General features: G+C 66.4%; 9 protein-coding genes. 3 read left to right on the top strand and 6 right to left on the bottom strand.

The window, feature by feature from the left end:
* Window positions 1–6: 6 nt before the first annotated feature.
* The 4 genes from O7A70_RS09050 to O7A70_RS09035 form a co-directional block, all read right to left on the bottom strand.
* Window positions 7–231 (bottom strand): hypothetical protein, encoded by a 225-nt coding sequence (locus tag O7A70_RS09050; protein WP_337140072.1) that lies wholly within the window; start codon window positions 229–231, stop codon window positions 7–9.
* A 109-nt stretch (window positions 232–340) separates the two neighbouring features.
* Window positions 341–1,561 (bottom strand): GNAT family N-acetyltransferase, encoded by a 1,221-nt coding sequence (locus O7A70_RS09045; RefSeq protein ID WP_337140071.1) that lies wholly within the window; start codon window positions 1,559–1,561, stop codon window positions 341–343.
* A gap of 9 nt (window positions 1,562–1,570) precedes the next feature.
* The gene (locus O7A70_RS09040; RefSeq protein WP_337140070.1) at window positions 1,571–2,872 is read right to left on the bottom strand and encodes a hypothetical protein; all 1,302 of its coding nucleotides are present in this window, start codon (window positions 2,870–2,872) and stop codon (window positions 1,571–1,573) included.
* Window positions 2,869–4,038: a glycosyltransferase family 4 protein gene (locus O7A70_RS09035; protein ID WP_337140069.1), complete on the bottom strand. Its 1,170-nt coding sequence runs from the start codon at window positions 4,036–4,038 to the stop codon at window positions 2,869–2,871. Before O7A70_RS09035 ends, O7A70_RS09040 begins: the two co-directional genes overlap by 4 nt.
* Window positions 4,039–4,477: 439 nt before the next feature.
* On the opposite strand from O7A70_RS09035, the gene O7A70_RS09030 reads away from it, so the two are divergent.
* Window positions 4,478–5,647, top strand: coding sequence for a glycosyltransferase (locus tag O7A70_RS09030; protein WP_337140068.1), 1,170 nt, complete (start codon window positions 4,478–4,480; stop codon window positions 5,645–5,647).
* The gene (locus tag O7A70_RS09025; protein WP_337140067.1) at window positions 5,644–6,912 is read left to right on the top strand and encodes a glycoside hydrolase family 5 protein; all 1,269 of its coding nucleotides are present in this window, start codon (window positions 5,644–5,646) and stop codon (window positions 6,910–6,912) included. The genes O7A70_RS09030 and O7A70_RS09025 overlap by 4 nt, the downstream gene beginning before the upstream one ends.
* Before the next feature lie 8 nt (window positions 6,913–6,920).
* Here the strand turns inward: O7A70_RS09025 and O7A70_RS09020 are convergent, their stop codons facing one another.
* Complete coding sequence (locus tag O7A70_RS09020; RefSeq protein WP_337140066.1) at window positions 6,921–8,267, bottom strand: VpsF family polysaccharide biosynthesis protein; 1,347 nt, start codon at window positions 8,265–8,267, stop codon at window positions 6,921–6,923.
* Window position 8,268: 1 nt separating this feature from the next.
* Window positions 8,269–10,413: a GumC family protein gene (locus tag O7A70_RS09015; protein ID WP_337140065.1), complete on the bottom strand. Its 2,145-nt coding sequence runs from the start codon at window positions 10,411–10,413 to the stop codon at window positions 8,269–8,271.
* Window positions 10,414–10,696: 283 nt separating this feature from the next.
* Here O7A70_RS09015 and O7A70_RS09010 point away from each other — a divergent pair, with 283 nt between their 5' ends.
* Window positions 10,697–12,220 (top strand): glucosamine inositolphosphorylceramide transferase family protein, encoded by a 1,524-nt coding sequence (locus O7A70_RS09010; protein ID WP_337140064.1) that lies wholly within the window; start codon window positions 10,697–10,699, stop codon window positions 12,218–12,220.
* Window positions 12,221–12,222 lie beyond the last annotated feature (2 nt).

Raw genomic sequence — 12,222 nt, 5'->3', positions numbered from 1 at the left:
TTGGTCTCAATCGTCAATCGCCGGCGTCAGCTCCAGCTCGGCCGGCGACAGCCCCTGCTGCAATTGGCTCAAGCGGAATTCGTCGACCCAGTAGGCCTCGCCGTCGACCAGCACGCGCGCACTGTAGGCGCCATCGGAGAAACGCTGCGCGGTGATGTAGACCTTGTGGCGGTCGAGCGCCTTGCGCACCGCGGCGCGCTTGGAGTTCTGGCTGTTCACGGCAGTGGACATGCGCTTCGCCCTCGGTCGCCCGACAAGGAACTCGGCCGCTCTTGGCGGCTCGGCGACTGCCCCCAAGGATGGCGGAGACGCGCGGCCCTGTCAATTTCGCGGGCGTCCTTCAGTTCTTCAACCGCCGCAAACGGCGCATCGCGCCCTGCACGGCCTTGTAAAGCCCCGGCTTGGTGCGCACGAAAGCCTCGGCCCGCCTGCGGAACTCGATGACGGCATCGGCCACACTGCCCCGCATCGTGAACCCATGGCAGAGTTCGGCCAATACCGAACCTTTTGCGCCCATATGTTCCTTGTAGCCCTGGTTTCCGACGGACAGGTCGAAATACCCAAAGCCCTGTTCGCGCCCCCAGCCGATCAACCTGCCCATGATTGCAAGCCCTGGTGAGACATTGGGCGCGACGCTCTGGTCCATCGCTATCAGGAGAGCATGAACGGTCCCTTGATGAACCAGCAGATATTGAACCGCGATCAGGGCCTCGCCGACGCGCAGCCCGAAAAGCCGCACCGAACCATCCGACAGGCCCTGAATGGCAGCGTTTCGGTAGAAATCGACGATCTTCTCCTGCGTCAGCAAGTCGAAGCGACCAAGCTCGCGAAAGCGATCGAGCCGCATCCGCACCAGTTCACCGAAGATACGCTCAACCTCGGCCGGCGCGTCGGCCTCGACCAGTTCCACGCTGCCAAGCCGTTCGAGGCGACGCCAGTCCTTGCCGAATTCCTTGACGAAGGATGGCCTGCAATGACGCTTGAGGACTGTTTCCGGGTCGCCGTCGATGGCGAGGCCGAAGGCGGTCTGGATGGAATCGCGCGTGGTCGGGAGCAAGGCCAGCGGATTGACGACGCCGTGGATCTGTCGCGGAATTCCCACGATGTGGACGCGGTCCGACGGCGGCAGCGCCGAGCGCACCGCCGTCCACGCAGCCTGCGCGGATTGCCTGGTCCACGGGGTGGCATCAGCCAGCAGCGGCGCCGCGTAGTCGCAGACGCCACCGCTCAACCATTCGACCACCCAATGGTGGAACGCCCTACGCCGCATCAGCGGCACCAGCATTCTGGTTTCGCCGGTCACGGCGTCGCCCACCTCGACGATGAGGAGTTCCGCGCTTTCCGGCATCAGCCGCGCCACGATCCCTTCCGCCCAGGCGAAATTCTGGTGGCCGGTGCACACGCCACCCGCCTGGAGGCGCAGCCAGAGCGGCCTGACCGCCTCCAGGCTGGTGTGCAGTTTCGCCGTATAGGCGACGTTCGCCGCGATCGCGGCGGGATGCCGAACCTGCCCGCCGGGCAAGTCCGTCACCGCAGCAATTTGCACTGCCTGGCCTGACACATCTCTCTCCTATCGTCTTGCCGCGGCGAACGAAACCGCCCGCCGCCACGAGCCCAGCCGGCTGTCGTGCTGCTGGTCCGGGTGTTCGATGTTCCACATGCGGTGATGCACGAAGTACCATGATGCCACGAGCACGAAGATCTCGGAGACCGCGGAACCCGCCAGCGACCAGGGCGGAGACGCGACCGCCAGCAGGATCGCGATCAACGCCAGTCCGACAATGGCGCCGCCCAAGGTGATGAACGCGACGATGCGGAAGTCACCCATTATCTCGAGCACGACGCGGGGCATGATGTAGAGCATGATCGGGACGAAATTCGCGATCACGAAAAGCCCGATGAACCCGACCGAAGCATCCTGGAGAGCCTGGGACTTTATCATCGGCAGGACGAACATGATGGCGCATCCATAGGCCACCGCGCCGAACCCCATGACGACAGCCCACAGCTTTGCCTGCGCCCAGACACGGCGCGTTTCGTTGCCGCGCATCAGCTTGGCCAGTTCCGGCTGCGTCATGTTCACGAAGGCGAGGCTGATGATGCGCAGCGGCGCGAACAGCACGAGCACCGCCGCCAGCGGCGCATAGGCGGCCGGCCCGGCAATGCCCGCGACCAGCAGCGCCAGGCATTGGCCCTGGATGTTGGTGGTGGTAGCGCTGAAAGCCGACCAGCAGAGCTGCGACCAGAGCCTTGCATAGCGCCGCCGCGTCGGCATGCGGAAGCTGATGCGCATCGTGCGGCGCGCCAGCCGGACCAGGACGAAGATGCCAAACAGGTTGGCCGCCGCAAGTGCATAGAACACGCTCTGCAGCGCATCCCTGGCCAGCCAGATCGCCAGGCCGGCCATGATGGTGCCGGCGGTCGTGAAGGCGGCATCGCTGATGGAGACGATCACCTGCTGGCGGCGCGCGAAGAAGGCCGTGCGCATGTGGCTGCGCAGCGACCATGCGCCGACGAAACAGCCGGCGGCAATTCCGCTGGGATCGCCCAAAAGACGCATCACGATCGCCGTGCCGATGGCCATCAGCAACGCAACGACCAGCGCCGCCGTCCCGAAGGCCACGTCATAGGCATTGACGCCGGCGCTATTGGTGCTCTTGCTCATCCATATCGAGGCGGGAACGGCGGTGAGCGACCTGATGTAGGACAGGCCGACGCCGCCCATCACCATGCCGATGGCGAAGAGGCCGTAGCCTTGCGCCGACAGCATGTGCAGCAGCGCGATGTTGAGGGCAAAGTGGAAGCCGCTCTGCATCGCCTCGCCGCCGATCATCAGCACGAGGCGCCGCACCAGATGGCCAGGCAGTTTCACGGCCGTGTCTCCGCCTGGCGGGGGGTTGCCGTCCGGCCCGGCTTGGCGATGGCCGCCTTCAGCTTGTCCGCGGCTATTGCCGCGATCGCCGCCGCCGCGACCGGCTCGCTGAAGACCGCGTCGTAGCGCGCCCGCCCGGCGGCGACAAAGGAGCGCCATGCCTCGGGCCGCAGGATGATTTCCTCGAGTTTGCCGGCAAGGGCGGCGGCATCGCCGGGCGGAACATGCCAGCCGGTCTCGCCGTCGGCGACCACCTCGACCAGCCCGCCGATCGCCGACACCAGCGGCGGCCGGCCAAAGGCCATCGCCTCGATGGCGACACGGCCGAGCGACTCGGGACGCCGCGACGGCACGGTGACGATATCGGCCCAGTGATAGTGCTCGGACGGGTCGGAAATGAACGGCAGCACGCTGACGCGTCCGGCGAGCCCCATGCTCCCGACCAGTTCGGCGAGCGCGCGTTCGCGTTCGACGCTTTCGAAGGCCCCGCCGACCAGCCGCACCTCGATCCTCGACTTGAGTCCCGCCGGCAGCGAGGCGATCGCCTCCAAAAGCACTTCCTGGCCCTTGATCCTGTTGATGCGGCCAAGCAGCAGCACCTTGAGCGGGCGCTTGCCGTCATAGGTCGTCGCTTCGGCCGCGGCCGGGCCGGCGACGCCGTTATAGACCACATGGGAGCGCGCGGATCTGGGCTCGCCGAACGCGGCGCGGGTGGCGCGCGAGTTGAAGATGAGATCGGCATGGCTCCAGTGCATCAGGCCGACAAGGATCCTGCGCATGGCGCCTTCGGGAATTTCGTGGATGTGCAGCACGGCCTTGTGCGGCAGAAGGCGCGCGGCCAGCGCGTAGTCGGCCACGATCGAGGTGTTGACATAGGTGAGATCGCAATCCCTGAGCCGCCGCCAGGCCCTCAGCACCGCGACCGGCAGCCGCGCCATCTCGATCGTGGCAAGGCGCGCAATGGCCTGGCGCCTCAGCACCCAGAGCGGCTCGAAGACGATCCGGGTCGCATGCGGTTCGAGAATCCGTACGATCGGTCCGCCGCGCGGCAGGACCACTTCGATGTCGGCTGACGGAAACGCGGCGCGCAGCGCGGCCACGCTCTCCGCGAAGCTGCGGTCGGAACCATAGAGTTCATAGCCCTGATGGACGCATGCAATCCGCATATTCCCATGCATCTTTCTGCCAGGGGTAGTTTGATGATCCCGCCACCTGACGGATCAGGCGACTGGAAATTTCAAGCCCAACACCCCTTTGGACTTCACTTATAGCCGGCATGGTGACGCGCGGTGTGGAGCCCGGATCACCATGCCAATGCCGCACGTCCTCCGCCGATGTGGCGCACAGAAGTCCATGAGCAAGGATCATGCCGGCCCTGACTTGACCGTCTGCTGGTCGCCAGGTCGCGGCATTGCCTTGTTTCGATACACATACGCCGGGATAGTTGACCGATAGTGAAACAACTCCGGCCGCTGGAAGAAATATTTTACACCCCGGTGCGATGATGGGCGGAACTGAGTCTGGCATGGATATCGCTGGACTGTGGTTTCCAGACGAGACGGCCCGCGCATTGCGGAGCGAGCGGATTTGAAAGCGCCACCAGCCATGAAACCGGAAACGCCCACCATCCTGATCCTCGGGACGCGCGGCATTCCCGCTGCCCATGGCGGCTTTGAAACCTTCGCCGAGAAGGTGGCGCTGTTTCTTGCCGGGCGCGGCTGGAAGGTCGGCGTCTACTGCCAGCATGAAGTCGAGCGGGTCGACCAGAGGGTGCGCGTCGACACCTGGAAAGGCATCGAGCTCATCCATGTCCAGGTCGCCTCGAAGGGCCCGCGCGCGACGCTGGAATTCGACTGGCAATGCGTGCTCGACGCTGCCCGTCGGCCCGGTGTCTGCCTGGTACTCGGCTATAATGGCGCGGTCTTCCTGACCTGGCTGAGGCTGATGCGGCGCAAGATCATCACCAACATGGACGGCATCGAGTGGCGCCGGCCCAAATGGGGTGTGGCGGCGCGCACATGGTTCTGGCTCAACGAGTGGATCGGCGCCTGGGCCTCGCACCGTCTGGTCGCCGACCATCCCGTGATCGCGGAACACCTGGCGACGCGCCGGCCGCGCAGCGCCATAGCCACCATCACCTATGGCGCCGACCCCGTGACCTCGGCACCGGAGGCGCCGGTGCGCGCGCTCGGCCTCGAGCCCGGCAAATATCTGATCTCGATCGCGCGCATCGAGCCCGACAACAACATCCTGCCCATCGTCGAAGCCTTCTGCAGCCAGCAGCGCGACATGAAGCTGGTGGTTCTGGGCACGCTTTCCGACCAGATCCCTTATCATGTCGCCGTTCGCAAGGCGGCGAACGCCTCGGTGGTGCTGCCCGGCGCCATTTACGATCAGGCGGCGGTGAAGGCGCTGCGTTTTCACGCGCGCGCCTATCTGCATGGCCACACGGTCGGCGGCACCAACCCGTCGCTGGTCGAGGCGCTGGCCGCCGGCAACATGGTGATCGCCCACGACAATCCCTACAACCGATGGACCGCGGGCGCGGCCGCCATCTATTTCACCGACGCGCGGAGCTGCGCTGAGCGGATGCGGCAGGCGATGGAAGATGACGCCCTGGTCAGGACCTGTGGCGAGGCCGCGAGGGCCCGCGCCAACGAAGCCTTTCGCTGGGACGACGTCCTGCTTGCCTATGAAAGCGAAGCCTATCGGCTTCTGGGCGTGCCCGCCGCTGCGACCGTGCCGGTCGACCGCCCCTCGCCCGGCGCCGTATGACAGGCTGGTCGCGACGGCGGCTGCTGAGGACCGCGCTGTCGACGGCGCTGATGCCCGCCACGGCGGCGCTTTCGACCGCATCGCCCGCGCTGGCCGCCACTGGCGAATGGCGCTTTCGCCGCGGCGTCAATGCCTGGCCCTGGTTCGCGCTGACACGCGAATTTCCGGCGCCGCGCACCGATTATGACTGGCCGCCCTTCCAGTCGCAGCGGCCGGTGCCGACACCGGACGACCTTCGCCGGCTGCGCCAGGCCGGGCTCGATTTCATCCGCCTGCCCGTCGATCCCGGCCCGTTCCTGGCCGCCGACGCCGCCACGCGCGCAAAATTGCTGACGATGCTGGACGATGCCGTGGCGGCGGTCATCGATGCCGGTCTGGGCATCATCGTCAACGTGCAGGCCAACGGCGCCACCCATTACTGGAATCCCGACCGCATGGTCTCCAGCACCGCCGCGCCGGAATTCGAAGCCTATCGCGCGCTGGTCGGCACGCTTGCCGGCAGGCTGCAGCGGTTCGCACAGGGCATGGTGGCGCTGGAACCCGTCAACGAGCCGCCGCAATCCTGCTCCTCCAATGTCTGGTCGAATGTCCAGGCGGCCCTTTTGACGGCGGCCAGGGCGTCATCCCGGACCTTGCCGCTTGTCGTCACCGGCGGCTGCGGCTCGATGGTGAGCGGGCTCGCCGTGCTCGATCCGGAACCGCTGGCGGCCTTCGAGCCGATCCTCTTCACCTTCCATTTCTACGAACCCTATCTGTTCAGCCATCAGGGCGCGCCCTGGATGCGCGAGCCCGTCTACCGCGCGCTCAACAACGTGCCATGGCCGGCCTCCGCCGGTTCGTTCGAACGGACGCTGGCTTCGGTCAGGGCGCGCATGGCTCAGGACACCAAGACCTCCGAAGCGGACAAGCAGGCCGCCTTTGCCGAGACCGAACGCGTGCTGAAGGTCTATTTCGACGCCGGGCCCGACCGCTGGTTCATCGACAAATATCTGAGCCAGGCGCGCGATTGGGCCGACAGCCACGGCATCGCGCCGCAGCGCGTCATCATGGGCGAATTCGGCGCGCTGCGCACCGACGCCCGCTACGTCGCCGCCCCCAACCCCGACCGCGCCCGCTACATATCAGATGTCAGGCAGAGCGCCGAGGCATCAGGCTTCCCCTGGGCCTTCTGGGACCTCTTCGACGGCATGGGCATGATGGACGACACGACGCGGGCGCTCGACCCTGCGATGGTGGATGCGCTGGGGCTGAGGATGGCGGAGTAGAGAGAGCGCTACGCTCGCGGCGCTTGCGCCGGGCGTCGTACCCCCACCCTCACAGGCCGGTACAGCGCCAGCGCGATCACCACGAACTTGGTCATCAGCGTCGTCTTGGACGCCAGGCTTTCGGAGGTGTTGAGCAGGATCAGCCAGCCCAGCATCGTCAGCCAGATGCCGGGATGGCAGCGGCGCGCCACTTCGTGCATGAACAGTGCGAAGCCCAGAAACAACAGCAGGGTGAAGAAGGCGCCCTGATAGAGGAGCAGGCGGATGATCGGGTTCTCGATGCCCTGTTCGAGGCCGTTGATGCGGCGCAGGCTTTCGATGAGATCGATATCGGGCCCGACGATCAAGTCGCGCAGTTCGAAATGCTTGAAGAGCTCGAACATTTCGACGCGGGCATTGGCGCTGCCGCTGTCCGACACGAAGCGTTCCAGCAGCGCGTCGAAGAAGCCGTAGGAGAACAGCATGGCGAGCACGACTGGCAGCAGCGAGGCGAGCATGACCGCAAGGGCGGCACCCGGCAGGCTGATACGTCCTCGCCGCAGATAAGCGACGCCGCTGAAAAGCAGATAGATGCCGCCGAGCGCGATCGTCGTCACCATGGCCGAGCGCCCGCCGAACACGACCAGCGCCGCGCATTGCAGGCCGATCAGCCCGAGCCGCAACGGCATGGACAGCGATCGCGAACCCGAAAGCAGCGCCAGCACGTAGATCGCGGTGATCGTGGCGTTGGACAGCGGATGCCCCTGAAGCGCCGTCGAGCGCAGGTCGTTCATGAACACCACGCCGTCGAGCCGGTAAGGGAAGACCAGCGTCTTGGTGGCGAACTCGAACAGCGCCAGCAGCGCGTTCACCGTCATCACCGCGTGCACCACCGTTTGCATGCGGGCGAATATCTTTTCATCGGCCTCGGCCAGCATCATCACCAGCAGCGCCGGCGCCACGAAGGTGTCGATCATCCCGGCCATGCCGGGGCGCTGCCTGATGATGACGATGACCAGCAGCATGATCGACATGACGGCCAGCAGCGCGCTCGCCGGCCGCCTGTCGGCGACGGCCAACGTGTAGCCAACCGGGTTGCCGAACGTGCAGGCGCGCCAGGCAAACATCAGCACGAGCAGATAGGTGGAGGGATGGATCTTGGTCGCCGGATTGCCGGTCAGCCCGTCGTAATTGTAGCCCACCAGCCACAGCATGCCGCCCGAGATGCTGAACAGCAACGCCACCACCGCAACCAGGCCATAGCCGGTCACCCAGTCGAGTGAATTGCCGGTGCGGCGCGAAGCCGCTGCTTGACCCTGGCTGGCCCAGCCGGCTGCCGGGGTGGCGGACCGGGCGGCACCCCGGATGGCAGACATGTCAGGCCGCCTCGTCGACCAGCAAGGCGCCGGTCGGCAACCGCCCCATGACCGAAATGGCCTGCGCGGCCGCCGTGACATCGCGCATCGGCGTCGCGTTCAGCGTGGCGACAAGCACGATCTCGTCGACCATGGCGACCAGAGGCGAGGCGTTGAGATTGTCGGCCAGCGCGCCGCCGTCGACGATGACGAGTTCGAAATTGCGGCTCGCCTGGGCCAGCATGTGCTGCGTGTAATAGACGCCCTGCGCCTCGGAGAAGGCAGCCTTTGGCCGACCCTTGCCGAGAACCGCGACGTTGCTGCCGGGCGCGTACTGGCTCAGCGCCTCGAACGCATATTCGCCGCGCAGCACGTCGAGCAGGCCGGGCTGCGGTTCCTTGTGGCCCTTGCCGGCATTGGTGTCGATGAACAGGACACGGCTGCCCCTGGCAGCCGCGGCGTTGGCCAGCAGGCGCGCCACCCGGCCCCGTTGCGCGGCATCTTCCGGTGCCGACGTCAGCAGGATGGACGGCACCAGCGGCCAGTCCGGCGGACGTCGGCTGGAGGAGAACAGGCGCCTCAACGCCAGGCCGGCGACGGCGTCCATCTTCTGTCCGGCCTGGGCGGCGCCGCCGAAAGGCCACCAGCGGCGGCGCGCCGATTTTGCCGGCAGCACGCCCACCACGGGCGCGTCGATCGCCGATTGCATCTGCGCGCTGGAAAGCACCGTCGGCGATGAATATTCCGCGATCAGCGCCATGCCGGTGCCGAGCCCCAGCCCGCCGAAGAACGCGCCGAATACCAGCAGCAACAGCGGCGGCCAGCTCTTCTTCAGGGCCGGCATGGCGTCGGAGATGATGCGCGCATTGGTGCTGTCGACATTGACCTGCTCGCGCGTTTCCTGCGCCCGCTGCAGGTAGGTGGCGTAGACCGAGCGCACCGCCTCGAGATCGCGCTGCAGTTCGCGCAGCTTGACCGAGGCCTGGTCGGTGTCTAGCGACTTGCTCTTCATGCCCGCCACCTTGGCCTCCAGCGCCTGCTGGTTGGCCAGTGCCCGCTCATAGTCGGTTTCGGCGGCGGCGCCGATGCGGCCGAGTTCGCGCGCGATGAGCGCGCGCGTGTCGCGCAGTTGCTGCTGGGCCGCCATCATCGAGGGGTGGCGCGGCCCGAGTTCCGTGCCGAGCTGCGAGACCTGGTCGACAAGCGTCGCCTCCTGTGCCCGCAGGCTCGAAATCACCGCCGAGCGCATCGCTTCCGAGGTCGCGTCCGGTGCGCCGCCGGACCGGCGCAACTGGTCGACCTGCGCCTTCAGCGTCGCGGTGCGGCTCTGGGCGGCCGCCAGCTGCGTGTTGATCTCGGTCAGTTCCTGGTCGCTGACCAGATTGCCCGCGGCCATCACCATGTTGTTGGCGGACTTGTAGGCCTCGACCGCATTCTCGGCCCGCTGGACGCGCTTGCGCTGTTCTTCCAGCCGCGCGCTGATGGAGTCGGAAGCGTCCGTGGCCATCTTCGCGCGCGCCGCGGCCTGGTCGGCCAGGTAGGCCTGCGCGATGGCATTGGCGAGCTTCGCCGCCTTGTCGGCGCTCTTGGCGGTAACGATCACGTCGAGGACCAGCACCTTGTCGGCCCGCTTGACCGCCAGCCGCCGGCGCAGTGCATCGAGCGTCGTCCCCGTCTTGTCGGTTTCGCCCATCTTGTCCGTCTCGGTCGACTCCGAGCCCAGCACGCCGCCGAGCAAACGGCTCAACAACCCACCTTGCCCGTTGAATTCCGGATCCTCGGTCAGGTTGGTCGCCGCGATAGCCCTGAGCAGCACGCCGCTCGACTGGACGACGGCAACCTGGCTTTCCACCATGGTGATGCCGCCATCGGGCGGAACCCGGCTCGGATTGACGTCGTTGGTGACCACCTGCAGGTCTTGCGGATCGACGATGATCTCCGCCACCGAGCTGTAGAGCGCCGGCGTGAACAGTCCATAGAGCAGCGCTGCAAGGGTCAGCAGTGCGGCTGTGGCGAGGATCAGGAAACGGCGGCGCACCAATATACGCTTCAGGTCACCCAACTCGACGGACGAGGATGGATACGACGCGGCCGGAGGTGGCTCCGGCGCATATTGCATCACCTGCGGAGCTTGTTGTTGCGGCAACGAGAGCAGGGATGATTGCAAAGGTCGCTCCGACAACACTCCATATGCCTCAAAAGACTAAATTGCGGCTTCAGCCTAGCTATTACTCCAACTGTTAAAACACTATTAATTATGTTGGGAGCTCTTCTGATTTTTGGCACGGAGTTTGCGTAGCAAAGGCATGGGCCGTGTTGACAGGGCGCAAGCGAGCGGGAAACGAATGGAAATGGAGCAACATCTCCCTCCAGTCCGACCGTCGCCCACCCATCGTGCCCAAAAATCGAACACCGGCCGTTACCGAACATCAGAATTCTAGGGGTGCGACATGCAGGTCAGCCTGCGCCTGGACAGCGACTGCCTCCGTGCTTTTCACCTGCTGCTGCTGCAGCGCCTGGCCGCGCTCGCCGATGTCGAGGTCAGCATCGACGCACGCCCGGCCGGGAGCGGCATTCCAGGCAGCATCGCCGCGCTGTTCCAGCTTGAAACGGTCATCCACGGCTTGCCCGCGGATGGGTTGGCCAAGCGCCTGCCGCTGTCGGCGCTGGCACCCTTCCAAACGCGGACGCCCGTCTCGCCGGACCTCGTGCTCGACCTCTGCGGCGACGTGCAGGTGGAGGGAACACGCGTCTGGCGTGTGACCTATGATGGCGCCGGCGGCGAAGCCGCCCTGCTGGCGTCGATCCTCGATGGCCGGACCCCGCTGGCCCGCGTCGAGGAGAATGGTGCCGTCGTCGCCGAAGGACGCCTGGGCACCGAATATGGCGGCATCGCGCTTGCCGCCTTCCAGGACATGCTGGCGCGCACGGCAAGCCTGATCCTGGCGGCGGTGACGGGTGCCGCACGCGGCGCCCTGCCCGTCCTGCCCGAGCCGGTGGACGGCAGGGGTGCGCCGTCGCTGCCCTCGGCCGGCAAGCTCGGCGTCAGGGCGGGCAAGGCGCTGGCGCGGCGCATCGTCCAGAAGATCTACCATCTCTGCTACAATGCCCCGCACTGGAAGGTCGGCTGGCGCGAGACCGGAGGGCGGGATCTGTTCGATCTGCGCGCGCATCCGGCATCGGGTTGGCAAGAGCTGCCCGACGACGGCAGCCGCTTCTACGCCGATCCGTTCCCGATCCTTTACCAGGGACAGGTAACCCTGTTCGTCGAGGACTATGTCCACCGCCTAGGCAGAGCCATCATCTCCGCCGTGCCGTTCGGCCCGTCGGGGCCGATCGGCCGCCCGGAGCCGGTGCTCGACCTGCCCTACCACCTGTCCTACCCCTTCGTCTTCGAGCGTGACGGCGAGGTCTGGATGGTGCCGGAAAGCTGCGCCAACCGCACGGTGGATCTCTACCGCGCCACCGCCTTCCCCGGCGGATGGGTCAAGGAAGCGACGCTGCTGTCCGATATCGTCGCCAGCGACGCCACCTTGGTCGAGCATGGTGGCTCGTGGTGGATGTTTGCCACCGTCCGGGACGGTGAAGGCACCCCCCGGGACGGAGGCGGCGCTTTCTCCGACGCGCTGCATCTGTGGTCGGCGCCGGACTTTCGCGGCCCCTGGACGCCGCATCCCAAGAATCCGGTGCTGATCGATATCGCCTCGGCGCGGCCGGCCGGACGCATGGTGGAGCGCGGCGGCCAGTTGCTGCGCCCGGTGCAGGACTGCCGCAGGAGCTACGGCGGCGCCCTTGGCATCGCACGCGTCACTCACATTGATTTGAACGGCATGGACCAGCGTGTCGAGACGATCTTAACCCCCGGCGCGCTATGGAGCGGGCGTAAGCTGCACACGCTCAACGAGGCGGGCGGCCTGGAGTTCATCGACGGCTCGGCGCTCGCGCCGCGCTGGAAACGGAAGATCCGACCGTAGTT

This window comes from Mesorhizobium sp. Cs1299R1N1, assembly GCF_037179655.1.
GTDB classification, from domain to species: Bacteria; Pseudomonadota; Alphaproteobacteria; order Rhizobiales; family Rhizobiaceae; genus Mesorhizobium; species Mesorhizobium salmacidum.
The sequence above is the reverse complement of the archived record's forward strand: the minus strand, read 5'-3'. Positions and strand labels throughout refer to the sequence as shown.

Coding starts and splice junctions, on each gene's coding strand:
- O7A70_RS09050 (WP_337140072.1), bottom strand. CDS start 231: ATGTCCACTGCCGTGAACAGCCAGAACTCCAAGCGCGCCGCGGTGCGC.
- O7A70_RS09030 (WP_337140068.1), top strand. CDS start 4,478: ATGAAACCGGAAACGCCCACCATCCTGATCCTCGGGACGCGCGGCATT.
- O7A70_RS09035 (WP_337140069.1), bottom strand. CDS start 4,038: ATGCGGATTGCATGCGTCCATCAGGGCTATGAACTCTATGGTTCCGAC.
- O7A70_RS09010 (WP_337140064.1), top strand. CDS start 10,697: ATGCAGGTCAGCCTGCGCCTGGACAGCGACTGCCTCCGTGCTTTTCAC.
- O7A70_RS09025 (WP_337140067.1), top strand. CDS start 5,644: ATGACAGGCTGGTCGCGACGGCGGCTGCTGAGGACCGCGCTGTCGACG.
- O7A70_RS09020 (WP_337140066.1), bottom strand. CDS start 8,267: ATGTCTGCCATCCGGGGTGCCGCCCGGTCCGCCACCCCGGCAGCCGGC.